This window comes from Myxococcota bacterium (assembly GCA_039030075.1).
In the GTDB taxonomy this organism is placed as follows: domain Bacteria; phylum Myxococcota_A; class UBA9160; order UBA9160; family SMWR01; genus JAHEJV01.
This window is the reverse complement of record JBCCEW010000036.1, coordinates 1-20,670: the sequence shown is the minus strand read 5'-3', so window position 1 is coordinate 20,670 and position 20,670 is coordinate 1. Positions and strand designations below refer to the sequence as shown.

24 protein-coding genes are annotated in these 20,670 nt (G+C 66.3%); 13 read left to right on the top strand and 11 right to left on the bottom strand.

The features are described 5' to 3' along the window. Positions 1-61: 61 nt before the first annotated feature. The 4 genes from AAF430_24745 to AAF430_24730 form a co-directional block, all read right to left on the bottom strand. Complete coding sequence (locus AAF430_24745; protein ID MEM7413464.1) at positions 62-1,138, bottom strand: HEAT repeat domain-containing protein; 1,077 nt, start codon at positions 1,136-1,138, stop codon at positions 62-64. Positions 1,139-1,154: 16 nt separating this feature from the next. Beyond that, positions 1,155-2,738, bottom strand: a complete 1,584-nt coding sequence (locus AAF430_24740; GenBank protein MEM7413463.1) for a neutral/alkaline non-lysosomal ceramidase N-terminal domain-containing protein — start codon at positions 2,736-2,738, stop codon at positions 1,155-1,157. 100 nt (positions 2,739-2,838) lie between these two features. Further along, entirely contained in the window at positions 2,839-3,228 is a 390-nt protein-coding gene (locus AAF430_24735; GenBank protein ID MEM7413462.1) for a VOC family protein, read from the bottom strand. Further along, positions 3,225-3,533 (bottom strand): helix-turn-helix domain-containing protein, encoded by a 309-nt coding sequence (locus tag AAF430_24730; GenBank protein ID MEM7413461.1) that lies wholly within the window; start codon positions 3,531-3,533, stop codon positions 3,225-3,227. The genes AAF430_24735 and AAF430_24730 overlap by 4 nt, the downstream gene beginning before the upstream one ends. A gap of 108 nt (positions 3,534-3,641) precedes the next feature. On the opposite strand from AAF430_24730, the gene AAF430_24725 reads away from it, so the two are divergent. The 5 genes from AAF430_24725 to AAF430_24705 all read left to right on the top strand — a co-directional run bounded on the left by AAF430_24725 (position 3,642) and on the right by AAF430_24705 (position 7,263). Further along, positions 3,642-4,307, top strand: coding sequence for a TetR/AcrR family transcriptional regulator (locus tag AAF430_24725; protein MEM7413460.1), 666 nt, complete (start codon positions 3,642-3,644; stop codon positions 4,305-4,307). A 5-nt stretch (positions 4,308-4,312) separates the two neighbouring features. Continuing rightward, complete coding sequence (locus AAF430_24720; protein MEM7413459.1) at positions 4,313-4,831, top strand: VOC family protein; 519 nt, start codon at positions 4,313-4,315, stop codon at positions 4,829-4,831. A 4-nt stretch (positions 4,832-4,835) separates the two neighbouring features. Continuing rightward, entirely contained in the window at positions 4,836-5,498 is a 663-nt protein-coding gene (locus AAF430_24715) for a polysaccharide deacetylase family protein (protein ID MEM7413458.1), read from the top strand. Between the two features lie 36 nt (positions 5,499-5,534). Then, positions 5,535-6,200, top strand: a complete 666-nt coding sequence (locus AAF430_24710; GenBank protein MEM7413457.1) for a hypothetical protein — start codon at positions 5,535-5,537, stop codon at positions 6,198-6,200. 64 nt (positions 6,201-6,264) lie between these two features. Then, positions 6,265-7,263, top strand: a complete 999-nt coding sequence (locus AAF430_24705) for a haloalkane dehalogenase (GenBank protein MEM7413456.1) — start codon at positions 6,265-6,267, stop codon at positions 7,261-7,263. Positions 7,264-7,283: 20 nt separating this feature from the next. On the opposite strand, the gene AAF430_24700 is transcribed toward AAF430_24705, so the two are convergent. After that, a complete protein-coding gene (locus AAF430_24700; GenBank protein MEM7413455.1) occupies positions 7,284-8,996 on the bottom strand; it encodes an FAD-dependent monooxygenase in 1,713 nt (570 codons plus the stop codon). Positions 8,997-9,237: 241 nt separating this feature from the next. Between AAF430_24700 and AAF430_24695 the strand changes: the two genes are divergently transcribed. The 5 genes from AAF430_24695 to AAF430_24675 all read left to right on the top strand — a co-directional run bounded on the left by AAF430_24695 (position 9,238) and on the right by AAF430_24675 (position 13,375). Then, positions 9,238-10,284 carry an FAD-dependent monooxygenase gene (locus AAF430_24695; protein MEM7413454.1) on the top strand — a complete coding sequence of 349 codons (1,047 nt, stop codon included), beginning with the start codon at positions 9,238-9,240 and terminating at the stop codon, positions 10,282-10,284. A gap of 151 nt (positions 10,285-10,435) precedes the next feature. Then, positions 10,436-11,212 (top strand): Stp1/IreP family PP2C-type Ser/Thr phosphatase, encoded by a 777-nt coding sequence (locus AAF430_24690; GenBank protein ID MEM7413453.1) that lies wholly within the window; start codon positions 10,436-10,438, stop codon positions 11,210-11,212. A gap of 85 nt (positions 11,213-11,297) precedes the next feature. After that, positions 11,298-12,182: a TauD/TfdA family dioxygenase gene (locus tag AAF430_24685; GenBank protein ID MEM7413452.1), complete on the top strand. Its 885-nt coding sequence runs from the start codon at positions 11,298-11,300 to the stop codon at positions 12,180-12,182. Between the two features lie 197 nt (positions 12,183-12,379). Further along, positions 12,380-12,742, top strand: a complete 363-nt coding sequence (locus AAF430_24680) for a cupin domain-containing protein (protein ID MEM7413451.1) — start codon at positions 12,380-12,382, stop codon at positions 12,740-12,742. 153 nt (positions 12,743-12,895) lie between these two features. Continuing rightward, positions 12,896-13,375 (top strand): limonene-1,2-epoxide hydrolase family protein, encoded by a 480-nt coding sequence (locus AAF430_24675; protein ID MEM7413450.1) that lies wholly within the window; start codon positions 12,896-12,898, stop codon positions 13,373-13,375. Between the two features lie 40 nt (positions 13,376-13,415). Here AAF430_24675 and AAF430_24670 read toward each other — a convergent pair whose 3' ends face one another. Together AAF430_24670 and AAF430_24665 are read right to left on the bottom strand one after the other, a co-directional pair. Continuing rightward, on the bottom strand, positions 13,416-13,925 hold the full coding sequence (locus AAF430_24670) for a PaaI family thioesterase (protein MEM7413449.1): 510 nt from the start codon (positions 13,923-13,925) through the stop codon (positions 13,416-13,418). Between the two features lie 233 nt (positions 13,926-14,158). Next, positions 14,159-14,860 carry a TetR/AcrR family transcriptional regulator gene (locus AAF430_24665; GenBank protein MEM7413448.1) on the bottom strand — a complete coding sequence of 234 codons (702 nt, stop codon included), beginning with the start codon at positions 14,858-14,860 and terminating at the stop codon, positions 14,159-14,161. A 118-nt stretch (positions 14,861-14,978) separates the two neighbouring features. Between AAF430_24665 and AAF430_24660 the strand changes: the two genes are divergently transcribed. Continuing rightward, the gene (locus AAF430_24660; GenBank protein MEM7413447.1) at positions 14,979-15,398 is read left to right on the top strand and encodes an SRPBCC family protein; all 420 of its coding nucleotides are present in this window, start codon (positions 14,979-14,981) and stop codon (positions 15,396-15,398) included. Between the two features lie 286 nt (positions 15,399-15,684). On the opposite strand, the gene AAF430_24655 is transcribed toward AAF430_24660, so the two are convergent. The 4 genes from AAF430_24655 to AAF430_24640 all read right to left on the bottom strand — a co-directional run bounded on the left by AAF430_24655 (position 15,685) and on the right by AAF430_24640 (position 18,620). Next, positions 15,685-16,158 (bottom strand): flavin reductase family protein, encoded by a 474-nt coding sequence (locus tag AAF430_24655; GenBank protein MEM7413446.1) that lies wholly within the window; start codon positions 16,156-16,158, stop codon positions 15,685-15,687. A 26-nt stretch (positions 16,159-16,184) separates the two neighbouring features. Then, entirely contained in the window at positions 16,185-16,763 is a 579-nt protein-coding gene (locus AAF430_24650) for a carboxymuconolactone decarboxylase family protein (GenBank protein MEM7413445.1), read from the bottom strand. A 3-nt stretch (positions 16,764-16,766) separates the two neighbouring features. Beyond that, positions 16,767-17,942, bottom strand: coding sequence for a hypothetical protein (locus AAF430_24645; protein MEM7413444.1), 1,176 nt, complete (start codon positions 17,940-17,942; stop codon positions 16,767-16,769). Between the two features lie 75 nt (positions 17,943-18,017). Then, complete coding sequence (locus AAF430_24640) at positions 18,018-18,620, bottom strand: TetR/AcrR family transcriptional regulator (protein ID MEM7413443.1); 603 nt, start codon at positions 18,618-18,620, stop codon at positions 18,018-18,020. Between the two features lie 197 nt (positions 18,621-18,817). On the opposite strand from AAF430_24640, the gene AAF430_24635 reads away from it, so the two are divergent. Both AAF430_24635 and AAF430_24630 read left to right on the top strand, forming a co-directional pair. Further along, positions 18,818-19,387 (top strand): carboxymuconolactone decarboxylase family protein, encoded by a 570-nt coding sequence (locus AAF430_24635; GenBank protein ID MEM7413442.1) that lies wholly within the window; start codon positions 18,818-18,820, stop codon positions 19,385-19,387. 641 nt (positions 19,388-20,028) lie between these two features. Then, positions 20,029-20,670 (top strand): hypothetical protein (locus AAF430_24630; protein MEM7413441.1); only part of this gene is annotated, 642 nt, incomplete at its 3' end.

The following is a 20,670-nucleotide window of genomic DNA, read 5'->3' as shown; positions in this document are numbered from 1 at the left end:
GTTCGGGGACCCGGGCGCGCCTCAGTCTTGCAGAATTCGGCCCTCAGATCCCCGTCGCCCCTCACTCGGTCGCGCGTGCGCCCTTCGCGAGTTCGGCGCGGGCGCGCCGCCGGGTCTCCGGATCGGCGTGGGAGGCGGCGGTGGCGGCCAACACGCGCTCCGCGTCCGGCGTCGCGATCCGACCGAGCGCGCGAATCGCCGCCATCCGGACCTTTGTCGCCTGGTGCTCGAGCGCTGCCTCGAGGGGTTCGACGGCGGCTGCATCGCGGGGCCGACCGAGCGCCGCTGCTGCGGCCGCCGCCACGTCCGGATCCGGATCCCCGACGAGTGCGATCAGTCGCGGACGCGCGGATGCCCCGGCGCTGGCGGCCGCCGCCCGGATCGCGGTGATGCGATCCGTCGCGGGCACGTCGTCTGCGAGCAGTCCAGCCCAAACGGGTGCCGCGTCGACCAGGCCCCGTCGGTCGAGCTCGACGAGCAGGGCCGCGCGCACGCCCATGGAGGCGTTGGGGTCCTCCAGCACACCGCGCAGCACGGACAGATCGTCTTCCACGATCCACGAACGCTCCGGAGCGATCGCCAGGTCTCGCAGGGCCGACGCAGCCCATGTGGCGTCGCCGGAGGTCAGCAACGCCACGGTGGCGCGGCGCAGCGCGGGATCGGACGCGTCCCGGGCAGACACGTAGTCCCGCACCGCGCCGAGGAGGACGCCGCGCGTCTCCTCATGCAGCCGGTAGGCGTCATCGTGCTCCTGGAGCGATACCCAGTCGACGACACCCGAGCGGGCGAGAGCCTCGAGTTCCCGGCTCTTGGCGATCGGGAGCAGGAACAGCAGCACCTCCTCGCCCGGCGAGAAGGTGGCGACCCCGTGACCGTGCTGGGCGAAGCGCACACGCTCGCCCTCGTAGGCGCCCTTCAGGACCTCGAGCACCTCGGCGACGACGGTCGGGCGACTCGCGGTCCCGGTGGGACTCGAAGCGCCGACGCGCTCGCCGGCCGACACCACCCGGGCCCGCAACACCAGCTCGGCCTCGACCACGAACCCGCGCAGCGTCTTCGTGCCGTAGACGATGTGGCCGTGTGCGCTGAACGCACACAGCAAGACGACGAGGCCCGCGAGCCTCGAGGCGAGTCGCATCGATCGTGTGGGGACGTCAATCGTGGAGATCGTCGATCAACGGCAGGATGGCTCCCGAGATCGTGGGATCCACTTCGACCCCCACGTTGTTCTGGAAGACGGTGTTGCAGTCGATGTTCGGGAACAGCGGGCACAGCTCCGTTGCGCCGGCGAGAATGAACGGCGCGCAGGTCTCGCAGGACGGATCGAACTTCTCCGCCGGCAGCTGGTACCCGATCTCGTCGTTGCCGAGCCCGAGGATGAAGGTGTGCTCCGCGCCTACCATGGCGTCGCGATACACCTCGCCGATCTGCGGATCGAGCTCCGTCGGCACCACCGCGAAGCTCGCCTCGTTGATCCGGAAGACCCCGACCTCGGTCTGGATGTCCTCGCCCAGCGCCTGCGGGATCGGATCGAAGGGCGGCGGGAACGGGAAGCCGACGGAAGCGTCGGGGACGCCGTTCGTGTAGAGGCCGTCGCTCGGCAGCACTCCGGTCGCGATGAAGAAGCGGAAGAAGGGGTTGTCGAGTCGCACCGGCACGGCGGGATCGCTGGCGTATTCGAGGTGAACCCGCGCCTTGCCCTTCTTGTGCGGGATCGCGGAGACGACGCGCTCGGCGAGCTGCTGCCCGTGCACCTCGGCCCAGCGGAAGGTCCGACGCACGGCGGGCTGGCCCGTGTCCGGATCCTCGACGTCGATGTCGAGCGGCCCCTGCAGCACGCCCAGGTCACCACTCACCCAGATCGCGGTACCGCCCACGGAGGCCTCGATGGCTTCGCGCGCGTAGTGGGGGAAGTCGGAGGTGACGAGCGTGTTGTTGCTCCCGAGACTCTCGGGGTGACTCGCGAAGTTGACGAGCGTGGCGAGCGGGCGGCGGGGCCAACGGCGCTCGGTGACCTGCAGGATCGAGAGACGCGGATCGGTGATGCGGCCCTCGGTCGCGGGCGCGATCAGATCGTCGTCGACGAGCACGCGGCTGTCTGCCACGCCCTCGCCGTCGTCCTCGGCGTCGATGCCCAGCGAGAGCCCCACCGAGTCCGTCGTGGCGAACTTGATGCGACCCAGCTTCAGGTTGTCGGCGGCCTCGTCGACGCAGTTTGCGACCGAGGCGTTCACGAAGTCGATGTAGCCCGGATCGAGACCGCTCGTGACCTGGTCCGCTCCCCAGATGCCGAGCGTGTCGGGGCCCTCGTGCTGGTGCGTGCTGCTGAGCGCCAGGTAGTCGATGTCGGACTCGGGGTCGACCAGCGCCCGGATGGTGTTGACCTCGGCGTTGAAGTAGCCGATCAGGTCGACGGACACGATCGCGATGCGCCCGCCCCGTCCCTGCAACACCAGCCCCCGTGCCCAGAGCTGGTCGTTGTAGCCCGTCGCCTGACGGTCATTGCCGAAGCCGGCGAGATAGACCGGGTCCGTGTGGTTCACGACGGCCGTGCCGCCGAACTTCGCCTCGTACGCGGCGACGAGACCCGGACTGACGGGGGTGATGTCCCGCTTGCAGACGCCCACGAGGAGCAGCTCCTCGAAGGGGCAGCGAAGACCCATCAGCGCGACGGTCGACAGCAACAGCGAAACCATCAGATTGCGGAGCGCAGGGCGCGGCAAGGAGAGCGATCGCATCGGAATCCTCCTCGGGCAATTGGGGCTGTGCGGCCATCCTATGCCCCCGAGAACCGACCGGTCAACGGCGCGCAGCGCGTTCTCGCGCCCTCTCGGTCCGCTAGTCGAGCCTCTCCACCAGCTGGACGAGATTCCCGCAGGTGTCGTTGAAGACTGCGATGCGCGTCGTCCCGGCATCCATCGGAGCCTGAACGAACTCGACACCCGCCGCCGCGAGCCGCTCGTGGTCGGCCGCGAGGTCGTTCACCTGAAAGGACACGCTGGGGATCCCGTCGGCGACGAGAGCCTCCTTGTAGGGGGGCACGGCCGGATGCTCGCTCGGCTCGAGGAGCAGCTCGACACCGTCCCGACTTTCAGGGGACACGACGGAAAGCCACCGGTGTGCGCCGAGAGGGATGTCCTCCTTCTTCTCGAACCCCAGCAGCGTCGTATAGAAGTCCAATGCCTTCGCTTGATCGTCCACGAAGACGCTCATCACCCAGATCTTCATTCACTCGACTCCTCGAACTTCCGTAGCCATCCCACCAGTAGCGCCTGGATCGGTGCCCGATTCAGCGAGTGCAGCTTCGTACTCCCGCTCCACTCGACCTCGATGATTCCGGCCTCCTCCAGCGTTGCGAGGTGCCGCGAGAACCCTTGACGGGACTGGGCGAGGCCATACTTCTCGATCAGGCGCGTGTGCAGCTCGAAGAGAGACTGTCGGTCGCGTGCGTCCAGCTCATCGACCACCCACCTGCGCGTCGCGTTCGAGAGCGCGCCGAGAACTCCGCTGGTCTCCTGCTCCCCCAGGCCCATGGGCAGAACATGCAACGTTTTTGTTGCTTGAACGAACGCGAAGCCGAGGCGACTGAACGTTCGTACTGACCTCTTGTCTATTTTTGTACGATTGTTTATTCTTGGCGCATGCCGTCCTCCGACCCGCGATCGACACGCGTCAACGCCAAGGCGGCCGAGACGCGGCTCCGGCTTGTCGAAGCCGCGGTCGGCGAGTTCGCCGACAAGGGCTTCGGCGGGGCCTCGACGCGGGGAATCGCGTCGCGTGCGGGCGTCGCGCTCGCCTCGCTGCCCTATCACTTCAAGACGAAGGAAGCGCTGTGGAAAGCGGCGGCCGACCACCTCTTCGGGATCTTCCGAGAGCAGTTCGTCCGTCGGATCGAGGGACTCGACGGTGTCGACGCCCTCACGCGCTCGAGACTCCTGCTCCGGGACTTCGTCGTGTTCTCCGCCGCGCACCCCGAGCTCCATCGCTTCCTCCTGCAGGACGGATCGGAGAGAACGGCGCGACTCGAGTGGCTCGTGGCCGAACACGTACGGCCCATGTTCTCGCTCACACGGGAACTCGCCGACGAGCTTGCCAGCACCGGATACCCCGCCCCCATGGACGCGGAGCAGCGCTTCTACGCGATGATCGGCGCGGCGGCGACGGTCTTCGCCGCGTCTGCGCAGGTCGAACTCGTCACCGGCGAGGACCCGTTCGCGAAGGAACGCATCGAGGCACACGCGGACGCGATCGTCGCGCTCTTCTACCCGGCGCCTTCGGAGCGCTCCTCCGCAGTGAATCCACGGTGACCCGCATGGAACGCCCTAGCCGGATGCACCACCACGCCTACGTGTCTCGCGACCTCGAAGCCACCCGTGCCTTCTACGAGGAGATCCTCGGGTTGCCCCTCGCGGCGACCTGGTGTGAGTCCGAATTCGGAAACAACTACTGCCACGTCTTCTTCGAGCTCGAAGACGGCAGCTCTCTCGCTTTCTTCCAGTTCGAGAAGACCGAAGTCACCGAAGAGCACGCGTCCCTTGCATCGACCTCACCGTTCGACCACGTCGCCCTCCTGGCCACGGACGGGCTCCAGGCGGACGTGGCCGAGCGCGCCAGGCTCGCTGGTCTGGAAACCGTCCTCGTCGACCACGGCTATTGCCGGTCGCTGTACCTCCGGGACCCGGACGGCCTGATCGTCGAGCTCACCGTCGACCACCCCGATGCCGTCTCGGCGGCGGCTTCGATCCGGAGTCGTGCGCGCGCATCGCTCGACCGATGGCTCGCGGGCGACACGACGGACAACAACGACTTCCGCCGCTCTCCACAGGAGTAGATCCATGGATCTGTCGGGCAAGCGCCTCACCCTCAGCTTCGACAACGGCCCGTTTCCGGATGTCACGCCCGGCGTCCTGGACGCCCTTCGCGACCGTGATCTCCGCGCGAGCTTCTTCGTCTGCGGAAAGGACGCAACGGTCCCCGAACGACGCGACATGATGGAACGCGCGCGCTCCGAGGGCCATTGGCTCGGAAACCATACGCAGACCCACACCATCGAGCTGGGCACGACGGACGACGCGAACGTCGCGCGCGACGAGATCGGCAAGGCGCAGGACGCACTCGGAGACTTGAGCGAGCCCGAGCGCTGGTTCCGTCCGTACGGCGGTGGAGGCATCCTCGGAACCAACCTGCTCAGCCGACCGGCTCTGGACTACCTGTGCGCCGGCGCGTTCTCGGTGGTGCTCTGGAACAGCGTTCCCCGAGACTGGGAGGCACCCGACCGCTGGCCCGAGGTCGCGCTCGAGCAGACCGCCGGCCAGGATTGGACGCTGATGGTCGTCCACGACATCCCGACCGGGGCCATGAAGGCGCTTCCCCGTTTCCTCGACACCGCCCTCGAGGCGGGCGTCGAGATCGTCCAGGAGTTCCCGCCCGACTGCGTTCCCGTCCTGCGCGGCAGCGTCGAGCGTTCGCTGAACGATGTAGTCGCAGGACTCGACTAGCCCTCGCCGAAGGTGCTCGACCGCAAGGGAGCGAACATGATCAACCCCCCGAACCTCACCAAGTCGAACTACCTCCGGCTCCCCGCGCGAAGCGGCCAGGCCGACGCCCTGGCCGACTTCATCACCCCGCGCGAGGGCACGACATCGAAGTCGGTCTCCGCAGCCACGTACTGGTATGCACTGCGAGAAGAGAAGCATCCGGACCGGTTCGCCGTCTTCGACCTCTTCGCCGACGAGACGGCACGCGAGGGGTACGTTGCGGCAGGGGGTCCGGGTGCGGTGCGCAAGAACGCAAGCAACCTCCTCGAAGAAGGCTGGAGGATGCGGGACCACGCGTCGCTGTTCTCCGTACTGGGATCCGTGGTGGCCGACGATCCCGTGGACATTCGCCTGATCACCTATATCCCGATCCAGGTCGCCGACGGCCAGAGCGAGGCCTTCGAGGAGCTACTCGCCATCGGCCCGAGCGAAGTCGCCAACTCGGAGCCAGAGACGTTCTACTGGTATGCCCTCCGCGACGAGAACCGCCCCGGCCACTACGCGATCGTCGACCTGTACGCCGACGCGCACGGACGCGCGAAGCACCGGGCGGGCGACGTCGCGGCAACGCTCAAGCGGAACGCCCCCGCCCTCGTGAGAGGGGGCTGGGAGCAAGGCGTGCTCGCCAACGTCATCGAGTACGAAGTCATCGCGAGCAAGTAGAGCGCGGTAACGCGTCGCGCTTCGTCCGCCCCCATTCAGATCGACGCCGAGAAAGGTCCCGCGAATGGAAACGATCCGCACCCCCGACGATCGCTTCGAGAACCTGTCCGACTACCCGTTCGCACCGCACTATACGGAGATCGAAGATGGGGAAGGCGGCAAGCTGCGCGTTCATCATGTCGACGAAGGGCCCGCCGATGGCGAGGTCATCCTTTGCCTGCACGGCAACCCCAGCTGGTCGTATCTCTATCGAAACATGATTCCTGTCTTCGTCGATGCCGGGTTTCGGGTGATCGCGCCCGACCTCGTGGGCTTCGGCCGTTCCGACAAGCCGACCCGGATGAGCGACCACACCTACAGCAGACACGTCCGCTGGATGAGCGCGTGGATCGAAGAGCTCGATCTCACGTGCAACCTCTTCTGCCAGGACTGGGGCGGACTCATCGGGTTGCGGATCGTCTCCGAATCTCCCGAGAGGTTCCGGCGCGTGGTCGTCGGGAACACGTCGCTCCCCGACGGCGGGCGCATGCAGATCGGCAAGGCCGATGAAATGAGAGCGACCTACGACGCGCTACCGGTCGTCCCGACCGATGAGCTGGTCAAGCGCTTCCTGACCAAAGGCGAGGCGCCCGGCTACTGGTACTGGCGCAAGTACGCGGCCGAATCGCCCGAGTTCACCGTCGCCGCCGCGCTCGCGGGAGACCCGGGAGGATCGACCCCGGAGATTCTCGCCGCCCAGGAGGCGCCCTACCCCGATGACCGCTACATGGCAGCGCTTCGTGGATTCCCGACGATGGCACCGATCTTCCCGGACGATCCGGAGCTCGAGGCCAACCGAGCGGCCTGGGCTCGGCTCGCCACATTCGAGCGCCCGTTCCGGACGTCGTTCAGCGACAACGACTACGTCGCGAGACCCGGTGACGAGTCGAGTTTCCAGGAGCGCATTCCCGGCGCGAAGCACGTCGACCACGTGACCCTCGAGGGCGGAGGGCACTTCCTGCAGTCGCCCGAGGTCGCCGAGGAGATGATCTCGTTCATTCGGCGCTACCCGGTGGACGCGTAGCGAGGGCGATCCGGTTCCGCCTACCCCGGAGAGGCGTGGGCGCCACGCACCCGGTCGATCATCGCCAGGGCGTCGTTCGGCGCCGCGTCCCCGCGCCAGGCCACGTGTCCGTCCGGGCGAACGAGGATCAGCGCGCGTTCGTAGAGCGTGCGTGCCTTCTCGTCGCGGAGGTCCACGATGCTCAGGGGAACGCCCCGCTCCCCTGCGGCGCGCTCGAGCGGGGCGGTGTCGACATCCGCCATGCGAAGCAGCGTGAAACCCTTTCCCAGGAGGTCCAATACGGCGCGGCCGTCCGAGAGGATCAGGCTCGGCAGCCGCGCACCCGGCCAGGTCGTCGGGAGGTAGCGCTCCATCGCATACGAAGGCCTCTGCCCCGGCTCCGTGCAGACGATCGGCGAATCATCGTAGCGGTAGCCGATCTCGATGCCGAGGGCCTCGTTCTCGAGGTTGCCCAACTCCTGGATCCGAGCGCCCAACTCGCCTCGCGCGACTTCGCCCCGCGGCGAGTCCTCGTGCACCACCGGACGATGGGCCTGGGCGATCCGCATGCGAACGCTCGTGTGCCGCGCCGAGGCCCGCCGGTTGCGCTCACCGACGTGGCGGCGTTCGGACTCGTACGCGGGAAGCAACTCCGGCCCGCCCCATCCCTCGAGGAGCGCGGCGAGCTTCCAGCCGAGATCGACCGCATCGCCGACGCCCGTGTTCATGCCGTAACCGCCGCTGGGAATCACCTGGTGGGCGGAGTCGCCCGCAAGCCACACGCGGCCCTCTCCGTATCGATCCGCGAGGGAGAGGCGAGGTCGCCACGGGTTCGCGACGACGATCTCGCAATCGATCTCCTCGCCGAGCATCTCGAAGAGGAAGGCGCGTGGATCGATCGCGTCGGCATCGACCCCCGATGTCAGCGGGACGTGGATCGTCCAGGTGTCGACATCGTTCTGCGAGATGATCGTGCCCGCGATGGGCGACTGGATGTGCCAGCTGGTCCCGAAGCGCTCGAAGAACGCGCGGTCGGTCGACGTGAAGTGGATCATGTACATCCGGCCGTCCGGCGGGCGCTGTCCGCGGAGCAGCCCCTTCAGCATGCCGGTGAGCGCACTCCACGCGCCGCCCGATTCGCGCATCAGGTCGCGAACCGACAGGTCGTGGAGTGGAATTCCCAGCCCAGCCCGCGTCACGCTCCCGGCGCCATCGCATCCGGCGAGGTACGCGCAGCGGACCGTCTCGGTCTCCCCGGTCTCGCTGGACCGGATCACGGCGGTGACGCCCTCCGCGTCTTGCTCGAAGCTCTCGAGGCCCCAGCCGAATCGCACGGTCACGTGCTCGGCGCGCTTCTCGAGGATGCCCTTGAGGACGGGCTCGAGGATCACCTGCGATATCCGCATGTCGGGCTCGAGCGGGAGCGACCCGTCGTTCACGTAGTGGATGATGTCGCGACCCCAGTCCACGCTCGGGTAGTCGAAGCGCGCCAGCTCCCACTCTGCAGCGCGCGTGGCCCACACCACCGTCATGGGATGATCGGTGGGGACGCCGTGAGCACGGATCTCGTCCGCGATCCCGAGCCGCCGGAAGTGCTCCATGCTTCGCCCGTTGGTGACGTCCATCTTGGGGTGGCGCGTCGTCGACGGGTTCCGCTCCACGAGCAGCGCCCGCACCCCTCGATGCTCCAGCTCGAGGGCCAGGATCAGCCCCACCGGGCCGCCGCCGGCGATGAGTACGGGAATCTCGGTCAACGGGTGGGCCCTCCCCTCCGGCAGCATCCCGCCTTGGCGGCTAGAAATATGACTCGATCGATCGATCTTTTCCTCTCGGAATCGACGCAGGAGGCGAGGTGAGGGTTCTGATCGCGGGAGCCGGCCTCGGCGGGCTCACGGCTGCGCTCTGCCTCCAACAGGCGGGGCACGAGGTCTCGGTTTTCGAGAGCGCGCCCAGCTCGGAGAGATCGGGGCGGGGATCCAGCTCGGTGGAAACGCCGTGCGCGTACTCGACTCCCTCGGACTCCGGGAGGCGCTCGAAGCGGTCAGCGTCCGCCCCGAGGCGATCCACTTCCGCCTGTTCGAGAGCGGCGAGATCCTCCACGAAGTGCCGCAGGGCAAGGTCTATCAGGAGCGCTACGGGGTTCCCTACTTCCACGTCCATCGCGCCGACCTGCACGGGATCCTCGCCAGCGCCGTCGAGGCCGCGTCGCCGGAGTGTGTCCACCTCGGTGCCCATGCGAAGGCCTTCGCCGAAACCGCGGAGGGCGTCACGCTGCAGCTGGCAGACGGCCGCTGCTTCGAGGGCGACGTGCTCGTGGGCGCGGACGGAATCAAGTCCGCAATCCGTGCCGGGATCCTCGGTTCGACCGAGGCGAACTGGACAGGGAACGCCGCCTGGCGCGCCACGGTCGAGACGAAGCGGCTGCCCGACGACTTCATGGAGACCGTCGTCTCGAACTTCGTCGGTCCCCGCAAGCACATGGTCGTCTACTACCTGCGTCGCGGAGAGCTCGTGAACATGGTGGGCGTGGTCGAGAACGACGCCTGGCGCGAAGAGGCCTGGAACGTCAAGGCGCCCTGGGAAGAGCTCAAGGCGGACTTCGCGGGCTGGTGCGACACCGTCCAGACGCTGATCGACGTCGTCCCCAAGGACGCGTGCTACCGCTGGGCCCTCTTCGATCGCGTTCCCGTCGACGACTGGAGCACCGATCGGGCGACCCTCCTCGGCGACTCGGCGCACGCCACCCTGCCCTTCATGGCCTCGGGCGCCGCGATGGCCATCGAAGACGCACGCGTCCTCCAGCGCGCACTCGACCAGGAGAGCTCGGTCGCGGCGGGTTTGCAGTGCTACCAGCGCAATCGGTTCGAGCGAACCGCGCGCGTGGTGAACGGCAGTACGGCGATGCAGGCCGCCTATCACCAGCCCGATGCCGAGGCCTTCCGACAGCAGTTCGCCGCAGTACGCAGCGCGGAATCGAAGGGCGACACCCCGCCCGACCAGTGGCTCGGGGAGTACGACGCGAACAGCGTCGAACTCGTCTGAGGGGCCTCTGACACGACGCCCCGCCCCATCCGTCGCGCCGAGAGCTGGGCCGAAGAGCGGGGGCGGCTCTCTACCCGTCTCGTCGGTGCGCGCGTAGAATGTGCGGCGGATCGCGAACGCGCGCGCGATCACGAGAGCGAGGCAGTGCGGCTTGTCGCCCCGACACACCGATGACGACGGACGCGAAGTATGGGGGCCGTGGGCGCTCTCCATCGCCGGGACGAGCCACGCCGGTCGGGTCCGGATGACCAACGAGGACGCCTTCGACCGCTTCGACGACCCGGCCCGCGGCGAGATCCTGCTGGTGGTCGCAGACGGGCTGGGGGGACACCGCAGCGGCGAGGTGGCGAGCGCGATGGTCGTCGGGACGCTCGGCGACATGGGACGGGTCGGCGGCGCCGCTGCCTCCGCCCGCCTCAGCGCTGCGGTCAAGCGCGCCAACCGAGAGATCTTCGAGCGCGCCGCGGCGTCGCCCAGGCTGATGGGAATGGGAACGACGGTGGTCGCCCTCCTGCTGTCCGCCGAGGGGCCCGCATGCGTCGCACACGTGGGCGACAGCCGTCTCTACCGGCTCCGACAGGGATCGCTGGCTGCCCTCACCGAGGATCATTCCCTCGCCGCACAGCTGCTTCGCAACGGCGAGATCACCGAGGAGGAAGCCCGCGTGCACCCCCGCCGCAGCGTGCTCATCCGCGCCGTCGGCGTCGATCCGAGAGTCCAGGTGGAGGTGGTTCCCGTGGAGATCCGCGCCGCGGACACCTACCTGCTCTGCTCGGACGGCATCTACGAGATGCTGCGCGACGAGGAGATCCGGGAGATCCTGACCCGGGCGCCGGACGCACACGCCGCCGTGGCATGGCTCGTCGACGCCGCCAACCAGAACGGCGGAAAGGACAACGCGACCGCGCTGGTGGTGCAGGTCTCGTGAATCGGGAGATGCCGCTCCGGATGGCCCCTTTCCGTTCGACATGCCGGCGTTCGGCGACGCGTCCTCCGCGTGGGGAGACTCCGTCATGACCAGTGGCGTGACCGCCATGAATCTCGAGCCGCTGGAAATGACGTTCGGCGCACGGGTGACTGAGGTCCGCCTGTCCGAGATCGACGACGCGACCTTCGCCGATCTCTACCGGGCCTGGCTGGACTACGGGCTGCTCGTGTTTCCCGCGCAGCATCTCTCGCGCGATCAGCAGGTTGCTTTCGCTCGCCGGTTTGGCGACCTGATCGAAGGTCTCGAATCCGCGCTGCTCAGCAACGTCAAGCAGGACGGTTCCCTGCGCGATGCTCCCGACGACGACATGATGAAGATCATCCGCGGCAACATGCACTGGCATCAGGACAACACGTACATGCCCGTCCAAGCCAAGGGTGCCGTCTTCAGTGCGCAGGTCGTGCCCCGCGAACAGGGCGATACCGCCTTCGCCGACATGCGCGCGGCCTACGCCGCGCTCGACGAGGATCGCCAGCGACAGATCGCGGGTCTGTCCGCCCACCACTCGCTGGCGCGTAGCCAGATCGCTCTCGGAGAGGCGGTGGAGGAGAGCGCGGACAGCGAATATGTGGGCTACGGCCTCGACGTGGAGAGCGCACCGCTTCGGCCCCTGGTCAAGATCCACCCGGAGACCGGCATCCCGGCCCTTGCCGTCGGCCGCCATGCCTACGCCATCCCCGGATGGGACGACGAAGCCTCCGACGCATTCCTCACGGCCTTGATCGATTTCGCCGTGAGCGACGCGTCGCGCGTCTACACCCACCGCTGGCAGGCGGGCGACGTCGTCGTCTGGGACAACCGGTGCCTGATGCACCGCGCCTGCCCCTGGGACTACACCAAAGCGCGCGTGATGTTGCACTCCCGAATCGCCGGGGACGTCGAGACGGAGGGCTGTACCGCGAACGCGTGATCCCGCCCGGCCCATCCGCGCGGCCGGCGAGGTGACGCGTGCGGCGTTCCAGCGAAGGCTCGTCAGACGGAAGCCGGAACGGTGACCGACTCCAATCGAGCAAGCCGCTCCTGAGCCTGCGCCGCCTCGGGCCACCCCCGCCAATGACCCGCCCTGGTTGGGGTAGCCTTCCGGCTCCCGTCCAATAGAGGGGCCCCATGGACATCACCAACGTCCTCGACCTGCTGGGTAAGCACCCCGAGGGCACCTTCCTCGAGTTCTCGCCCTTCAATGGCAAGAGCTTCGGCACCTGCGACATCACCGGGGTCCACCCGGGCTGGGAGATGCATCCCGATACGGACGAGTTCTTCTTCGTCCTCGAGGGCATGGTCGAGATCACGCTCCTAGAGGGCGATGCCCCGCCGCAGCTCTACACGGCAAAGCCAGGAACCTCCTTCGTCGTGCCGCGAGGGGTCTGGCACAAGCCGGGCGCGCCGTCGGGCGCGAAGTTCATCCACTACACGCCAGGTCAGTCGCTCGAATCGATGAGCGAGGACCCGCGACGAGACGACGGCCGCTGACGGGCCGGACGGTCGGGCCTCCGGGAGCCCGGCCGCTTCGGAGAGTTCGCCGCGGTGATCGCACGCTCGCCGAATCAAGGCGCGAATGAACGATCACACTACCCCGATGGCGACGGGACAATCGGATAGCAAGCAGAGAACGAGAGAGACGCGATGACCGACAAGACACCCTTCGATATTGCCAAAGAGAGCGCTGCTGGCTTAGCACGAGAGAATGTCGCGTTGATCGAGTGTTTCTTCGAAGCCCTTGGACACGACATGGAAACACTTCGCAGCCTGTTCACACCGGATGCGCTGTACCGAGACGAACCCAAGAAGCATGCTTGGGACGCAATCGGACCCGAAGGCATTGCGAAGAAACTGGGCATACTCGCATGGGTTGGCGTTAGCGGAGTTCGTGCGGATGTGAAGACCGTTGTGGCTCAAGACCATTGCGTCATGACAGAGCGAGATGAAGAATGGCGCTTCGAAACTGGAGAGGTTGGGACCATCGGGATCACCACCGTCCACAAGATCACGGATGGAAAGATCTCCTACTGGAACGATTACTACGACATAGAAACCGCGAGAGAGTTTCTTCCCGCCGCTTGGCTGAAAGAGGTGGATGAACTTCTCAAGCAGGCAGAATTGTGACCTCCTGAGTCACGCCAGCATCAATGCCGCTTTGGGCGGATCATGTTCCCAGAGCGTCTGGCGGTGTCGGGGACGGAGTCACTTCGAAGTTCCTGGTCGTAACCAACCCCGTCGCGCACAACGTCTCTCGCCCCTCCCTCACCGCGAATACGTCGGCTTCGCCGACCGACACGGTCTTGCCCGAGGACACCACGTGCCCGCGCGCAAGAAACCGTTCGCCGGTTGCAGGCGCAACGATCTTGGTCGTGAAATCAATCGTGGAGAAGGCCCAACCAGCAGGGAGCGTCGTTCCGACGGCGCCGCAGGCGGCGATGTCCATCAACATACCGATCGGGCCCGCCTGAAATGACCCCGCAGTGAACGAGAGTTCGTCTCGGTAGGGAATCGAGATCTCTACCATTCCGTGCTTCACCGTCACGAACGTCAGCTGAATGAACCTGACGATCGGCATCTGGAGCACGAAGGCCTCGAGGTCTTCCTTGAAGTTCGGGTTCAGCGGAATCTGTGTCACTTCTTCACACACCGATTGAACGAGTTGACGCTTGATCATAGGCCGAATCGACGCGGGGCAAGAGATGAGCGGGCAGTAGGCAATCGTGTGGGTTCTCGATCGTGATGATCACGTCAGATACCTGATGGTCAGCATGCGCGAATCGCCGACCACTTGACTTCAGTGGCACGCCGGGAGGGATTCGCCCCCCGACCCTCGGGGCGAAGCCTGATGTCTCTACCTTCCTCGCGCCGGACCAAGGACACGCCGCTTCGCGATAGCCTCCCGTCCCCTTAGCGGCGCCTGGCCAACAGTCCGTCGAGCAGCGCGCGAGCATGCTCATAGTTGGTGCGCTCGAAGTCGACTCGGAGTGACTCGAAGCCCTTGCGCGAAAGCAACTTCGCGACCGCGGGCTCAGGATTGGCGGCAGGCCATGTTCCCGCGACGAACAGCGCGAAATACAGAACGAACGAACGCGCTTGAGATGCGCTCAGTCCAGGAAGTGCGTCGCGTACTGCGGTTGAAGGAGCAAGCAGGAGCCGCGGAATCGTGCGCTTGAATGCGATCACCGCCTCCGCAGACACGTTTCTCTCGAGTACAGAGGTAAGCGCCGAGAAGAGAACGCAAAGGCGCGGGTTCGCTGCCGTCGTTCGTGAGAACACGTCGGCAACGGCCTCCACGTCTCCTGGATCGGCGATGGGTTCGAGCCGTTCCACGAGCGCGCGAGACCACCTCTCGACCTCACCAAGGGTGAGAGCCATCAATACGGCTTCTCTGCTCTCGAAGTATCGATAGAGGTTGCCTTTGGACAGCCCGGCTCGACGCGTGATGGCGGAAAGTGTCGCGCCATCGATTCCGGCTTCGTCGAGCAGCTCCGTGGCCGCCGCCAAGATGGCCTCGCGACGCTCCGCCTTCTGGTGAGGCTGACGCGCGCGCTGCCACGCCCTTTCCTTCTCCGAACGGCGCTTCCCTGAGGGTGTCTGCGGCTTCGGCATCGGGCGATTCTAGGGCGCCATTGACAAGTGAACACCCTTCATCTAATTAAAAAACGATGTTCATCTATTGGCCGGGCCGGGCTCTTCCCCGGCTGCGCCGAACCGAGGGGAGTCCGCCGTGGCCGAAGCAAGCATCACGCACGAGTTCAGCGTCTCCGCCGACACACTCTGGGAGCTGATCGGCGATTTCGGAGACATGGAGAAGTGGGCCGGCCCTGGAGCGGGAAGCTGCACGTCCGACGGCGAAGGTCTCGGGGCCCTACGAACTCTCACCCTTCCAGGCGGCCGCGAAGTCGTCGATCGCTTGGAAGCCGAGGGACACCGGACCTATTCGTACTCCATCGTCCGTTCAACCCTTCCCTTCGTGAGCTATCGGGCGACGATGGCAGTAGAGGAACTAGGCCAGGGCCGCTGCAGCCTCAGCTGGTCAGGCGAGTTCGAGCCGAAAGGGATCGGCGAGGCCGAGGCCGTAGCGACCGCGGAGAGCATGTATCGATACGGAATCAGATTGATGGAGCAGACACTCGCGCAACGATGAACGGAGGCCCCTCGCTTCCAAGCCGTGGGGCTGATTTCGCGGGGTTGCTCGAGAAACTGGTGGAGGCGGCAGGAATCGTTCTTCGGCCGCAGGCCGAAGACGCCAGCTTGGGCCGAGCCGGGAAGAGCAACCCGCGCCCTAGAAGCGCAACCCAGCGAAACGAGAGAGGTCTACCGAGTAGGTGTCTGTCCCGGGGTGGTCCCGCGGAACACACCGCCGCTGCCGGGGCCGCCCGTGCGAAGCGCCATCGCCAGTACGCCTCGGAACTCGGAGCGCCAGCGCTGGGTCACAGGGACGCCAGCCGATGGAACTGCGAATTGTGGAAGACCAGCGGAGCCAGTGCGGGACGGGCGCGAAGCGCTTCGATCCGCAGCAGCACGAGGGTGTGGTCGCCGGCGTCGACCTCCTGGTGAAGCGAGCAATCCAGCCACGCCGTCGCGTCGCGCAGGAGCACCGCACCCTCCGAAGTGGTGCTGATCTCCAGCCCAGCGAACCCGTGCTCCGGCGATGCCGAGAGCTGCTCGCAGACCCGCTGCTGACCATCGGCGAGGAAGCTCAGGCCCAGCCGCGCCGCACTGCGCAACTGCGACCAGCGGCTCGAGTCGTTCATGATGCAGATCGACGCCAGCGGCGGCTCCAGAGAAACCGAAGTGAAGGAGCTGACCAGGAGCCCGACCGGGCCCTGCGGCGCGATCGCGCACACCGCTGCGACGCCACTCGGAAAGCACGCAAACGTGCGCCGCAGCGCCGCAGGATCCACGACCGGCTCGAGCGTGCTGGCCCTGATCACAGCTGCGGCCCCGGAGGTTCGAGCCCGTCCGGCAGCCAGGGCTCGACGCCTTCGTCGAGGGGCACCTCGAGGGTCTTCATGATGTCGGAGAGCATCTTCCAGCAGGAGATGATCGTGACGAGCTCGATCCGTTCCTCATGAGTCGGGAAATGCTGCGCCACTTCGCTCCAGGTCTCTTTCGAGAGGACACCGTGCTCGAGCGTTTCGTCCGTAGCGCGAAAGGCGGCGCGATCCCGCGGAGACCAGTGGTCGTGCACTTCCCAGTCCCGGATGGCGAGCAGGTCACTCTTCTCGATGCCATCGTGGAGCAGTGCGATCTTCCAGTGCTGCGACCACTCGTAGACGCCGCGATTCGCCCAACCGAGGCGCATGATGAGCAGTTCCCGAAGCCGTGCATCGATGTGCGACGCTCCCACGAGGACATCGGTCAGGTCGCTGAGTCGCTTCGCGACCAGGGGTTGACGCAGCAGCACGCGATAGATCGAGAAGTTCGCCTTGAGTTCGAAGAGCTCGACTTCAGCGGCGGCTCGCTTGGCTTCTTCGCTCGACAGGAGAGGAACGCGAGATGTCGTCATCGACTACACCATCAGGGTCTGGATCGGTTGGTCGAGGTGCGTGCGGCCATAGTCGGCATAGCGGGCCTCGCGATCGAAGATCACGTGGTTCGAGCCGATGGAGATGTCGCGCAGGGCGCGCTGGATCGGACTGTCCAGTCGACCCCCGCTCGCGCCCGTCACCGCAACGATGTCCTGAACGGCGCTGCGGCACATGAAGACCGCGTGGGCCATGCGGGTGAGCCAGCTGTTGCGCGTTTCTCGTGAGGCGGTGTTGCGCTGGTCCATGACGTCGCGGAGCACGTCCCGCAAAAGGAGCTCGGCAGCCTCGACCTCGAGTGCTGCGCTGGCGACGACGGAGGGCTTGCCCTCGTCCTTGACGGCGCCGCCCGCGCGAGCCTGTTTCGCGGCGATCTTGGCCTTGGTTTGCGTCCAGTACTCGTCGAGCGCCCCCTGCGCACCACCGAGGGCGGACAACGCCGACGCGAACCCAAGGATGGGCATCAGCGGCGTTCGGTAGAGCGGCCCATCGTGGAGCCGACTCGTGGCCGTGCCATCCGTCAGATCGAAGAGCCCGACCGTACGCGCACTCGGCACGAACACATCGTCGATCTTGATGTCATAGGAACCGGTCGAGCACATGCCGGCCATATGCCAGGTGTCGATGGTCTCCACCTCTTCGCGAGGCAACGCGAAGAAGAGGGGTTTCAGGTTGCCCTCATCGTCGGTCATCAGCGCGCCCACCATGATCCAGTCCGCATGGACGACACCCGTTCCCCACTGCCACTGGCCGCTCAGGCGGTAGCCACCCTCGACCTGCTTGGCGGAGCCACCCGTCAGGTTGAGCGATGCGGGAGCAAGGACGTAGGCACGATCGGCGAAGAGCTCCTTCTGGAACTCGTCGGGGAAGCCACAGAACCAGAAGGAATGCTCCAGGTAGAACGCAACGAGCCAGCCCATCGAAGCGTCCGCACGCGATAGCGCGAGCGTGACCTCGAAGAAGGTGTCGACGTCGGCTTCGTGCCCGCCATAACACCGCGGAACCATCAGGGAGAAGAGACCGCTGTCTCGAATCGCATCGATGACCTCGTCGAGCGGGCGACGGGCGACCTCGGCCGCCCGCGCCTTCTCGCGCAGGAGCGGTACGAGCTTCTCGGCAGCTTCGATCAGGGCGGCGGGTTCGAGGGGTGCGTTCGACATGTGGGTCTCCTTGGAGGTCGCATCTTGTCTTGATTGAGGGGTCGGTCCGCGATCGAGCCCTTCGGTCGCAGGTGTCTAGTGAAGCTCCAACGGTTCGCGCGCGATCTGCGCCGCTTCGTCTGCAGGGATGCCAAGCGCCCGCAGAACCAACTCCACGGTGGTTTCTGCGACGGTGTCGACGTTCATGCCCGCGCCGAGCGACGTGATCACTCCGATCAAGGCGCCGTCGATGAAGCTCCACGCGGTGGACAGATCGGCGACAACGTATCGGCCGCTCTCCAGCCCGCGGCGCACGTCGTCGAGAGGCGGCGTCCCCATGCCCGCGATCAGCTCACTGAACGACCTGCCCGAGTGGGCGTACCAGCTCCAGAGCGGGTCTTCGCTGATGGCTCGCAACAAGATGCGAAAGCCCAAAGCCATGCGAAGCGCAGGATCCTCCGCCCCGCGCGCAGCTCGGTCGACCTGCGCGTGCACCTGTTCCGACAGGTGCGCGATCACCGGCTGCAGCACGTCGGCCTTCGTCTTGAAGTGGAGGTAGAAGGTGCCGTGCCCGACGTCGGCGGCCTCGGTGATGTCCTGGATGGTCACCGCCTCCACCCCGCGGTCCCGCATCAGTCGTTCGGCTGCCTCGACGATCCGCGCCCGGGTGGAAGCCCGTCGGCGCTCGACTCGCGACATGCCCCGCTCGCTCGTGTTCTCCGTGGCCATATCGCCATTATGACTAGAGTCAGAAATAGTGCAATACCAAAATTGACTATAGTCAAATTTTTTGAGAAGATGCTCCCGATGGCGCTCACCTGTCTCGAGGCGGGTTGCAGCGCAGGAGAGAGCACCAGGAATGCCCTTGTCGCGACCCGCGACCGGAGGAACCGCCGATGACCGACTACCAGGACCGACAGAACTGGGATCTTCCCAGCTGGCCCGCGATGTACGACAAGCTGAAGGAGCTTCAGGTGATGATCGCGGCCAGCCCACCCGGGCCGGCGCTCAATCTGATGACTTTCACGATCTCCAGCCTCGCCTCGGGCTGTCGACACTGTCAGGCGCATGGCGCCTACGGGCTCGACCAGATGGGGGTACCGCTCGAGAAGATCCAGGCGCTCTGGGAATTCGAGACCTCCGATCTCTTCGACGATCGGGAGCGAGCGGCGCTCCGACTCGGTCTCGCCGCCGGGGTCTCTCCCAGCGCGGTGACCCCCGGGCACCACGCGGACGTGCGCAAGCACTTCTCGGATGCGGAAGCGCGGACACTGATTGGCGTGATCGCGCTGGGCGGCTTCATGAACCGCTACAACGACACACTCGCGACGGTCACCGACACCGAGTCGCGCGATTGGGCGCAGCTGAACCTCGCGGATCTCGGTTGGACCATCGGCAAACACACAGGCGGTGAGGAAGAGCAACGCGCGGCGCCTCCCAAGCTGGGCGCACCCCCCGCCGAGTAGGGCTCAGCGTCCGTCCATCCTGCTCTCAGGCGAGCGTCCCCGACGCGCCCGGCTCGAGAGCTGGCGCGGCAGCGCCGCGACGACCGACCCCAACCGAGCAAGCCGCTCCCACGCCTGCGCCACCTCGGGCTTCCGCGCGCCACCGCCAGCGCCCGCTCGGCGCGCAGCATCCGCGAAGCGGATGCGGAGCCGAAAAAACTGGTGGAGGCAGCGGGAATCGAACCCGGGACCAAGAAGCGCAAATTCGCGAAACAAAGGAAGTCCACGGAGTAGGCCTTTGTCCCACAGTTGTCCCACGGAACCCGGCGCCGGTCGGATTTCCTTCCCGCGAGATGGCCTCTCTACAACCAAAGGCCCAAGCGAGCGACAGAATTGACGGCTCCCTGGTCCGTAGTTCTCACGCCGGACTTACCGCGACGAGGTAGGGAATGATCGGTGCCATGTCCGAAGAGGGGTTCGGCGACGCGCGGTCCTACCAAAGAGGAGAGCGAAAACGGCGAGGAGATGGGAAGCTCCCTCGACTTATGGCATAGGGACTGCCATTATACCCGGGTGCCGGCATCGGAAGGCAAGGCTCGAAGCTGGTCGAGCTCGAGCGCTTTCTGCCGTCGCCTGCCCGACGCGCAGGCGGGAGAGGTGGCATGACCGCGACCCGTTGGACCTGGCTTGTTCTTGTGACGATCTGGTTCGCGTTCTTCGGCTGGTACACGTCATTCGACGGACCACTGAGGGACGACGAGATCGAGGCGTACTTGCGTGCCGCCGAGAAGCTGGAGCCGCCGGACCCGGTTCTGGTCGAGACGATGCGTCGCTTCATGGAAGAGGACACGGGCGACGACTTCATCATGCTCAACATCGGCAAAGCGTACGATGAGCCGCTCCTCGTCGAGGACGTCGAGCCTGGGCAGTCCACCGAAGAGGTCCTCGCCCACTATCTCGACTACGTCGCCCCCGCCCTCATCTCCAGGGCGTCCCACCCGGTCCAGTTCGGGCTCGCGGCAGGCGGCACGATGGATCTACTGAACGCTGGCGACTTGCGCGAGTGGGGGGACACCGTATCCATTCGATACCGCAGCCGCCGTGACTTCATGGACTTCGCGACGAACCCGCGAATGTCGCAGGTCCACGTCTTCAAGGTGGCCGCGATCGAGCGGGCGATCGCCTTTCCCGCCGATCCTTGGTTCCACTTCGGCGATCTGCGGATCATCCTCGGTCTGGTTCTCGGCCTGCTGGGCTGTGCTGTGAGTTGGCGGATCTCGAGTCGCCGCGTGCGGCGCGCCGAG

What these genes read in the sequence shown, in the direction of transcription:
- AAF430_24745 (MEM7413464.1), bottom strand. Translation starts at nt 1,138, where the DNA reads ATGCGACTCGCCTCGAGGCTCGCGGGCCTCGTCGTCTTGCTGTGTGCG.
- AAF430_24740 (MEM7413463.1), bottom strand. Translation starts at nt 2,738, where the DNA reads ATGCGATCGCTCTCCTTGCCGCGCCCTGCGCTCCGCAATCTGATGGTT.
- AAF430_24735 (MEM7413462.1), bottom strand. Translation starts at nt 3,228, where the DNA reads ATGAAGATCTGGGTGATGAGCGTCTTCGTGGACGATCAAGCGAAGGCA.
- AAF430_24730 (MEM7413461.1), bottom strand. Translation starts at nt 3,533, where the DNA reads ATGGGCCTGGGGGAGCAGGAGACCAGCGGAGTTCTCGGCGCGCTCTCG.
- AAF430_24725 (MEM7413460.1), top strand. Translation starts at nt 3,642, where the DNA reads ATGCCGTCCTCCGACCCGCGATCGACACGCGTCAACGCCAAGGCGGCC.
- AAF430_24720 (MEM7413459.1), top strand. Translation starts at nt 4,313, where the DNA reads ATGGAACGCCCTAGCCGGATGCACCACCACGCCTACGTGTCTCGCGAC.
- AAF430_24715 (MEM7413458.1), top strand. Translation starts at nt 4,836, where the DNA reads ATGGATCTGTCGGGCAAGCGCCTCACCCTCAGCTTCGACAACGGCCCG.
- AAF430_24710 (MEM7413457.1), top strand. Translation starts at nt 5,535, where the DNA reads ATGATCAACCCCCCGAACCTCACCAAGTCGAACTACCTCCGGCTCCCC.
- AAF430_24705 (MEM7413456.1), top strand. Translation starts at nt 6,265, where the DNA reads ATGGAAACGATCCGCACCCCCGACGATCGCTTCGAGAACCTGTCCGAC.
- AAF430_24685 (MEM7413452.1), top strand. Translation starts at nt 11,298, where the DNA reads ATGACCAGTGGCGTGACCGCCATGAATCTCGAGCCGCTGGAAATGACG.
- AAF430_24680 (MEM7413451.1), top strand. Translation starts at nt 12,380, where the DNA reads ATGGACATCACCAACGTCCTCGACCTGCTGGGTAAGCACCCCGAGGGC.
- AAF430_24675 (MEM7413450.1), top strand. Translation starts at nt 12,896, where the DNA reads ATGACCGACAAGACACCCTTCGATATTGCCAAAGAGAGCGCTGCTGGC.
- AAF430_24670 (MEM7413449.1), bottom strand. Translation starts at nt 13,925, where the DNA reads ATGATCAAGCGTCAACTCGTTCAATCGGTGTGTGAAGAAGTGACACAG.
- AAF430_24665 (MEM7413448.1), bottom strand. Translation starts at nt 14,860, where the DNA reads ATGCCGAAGCCGCAGACACCCTCAGGGAAGCGCCGTTCGGAGAAGGAA.
- AAF430_24650 (MEM7413445.1), bottom strand. Translation starts at nt 16,763, where the DNA reads ATGACGACATCTCGCGTTCCTCTCCTGTCGAGCGAAGAAGCCAAGCGA.
- AAF430_24645 (MEM7413444.1), bottom strand. Translation starts at nt 17,942, where the DNA reads ATGTCGAACGCACCCCTCGAACCCGCCGCCCTGATCGAAGCTGCCGAG.
- AAF430_24640 (MEM7413443.1), bottom strand. Translation starts at nt 18,620, where the DNA reads ATGTCGCGAGTCGAGCGCCGACGGGCTTCCACCCGGGCGCGGATCGTC.
- AAF430_24635 (MEM7413442.1), top strand. Translation starts at nt 18,818, where the DNA reads ATGACCGACTACCAGGACCGACAGAACTGGGATCTTCCCAGCTGGCCC.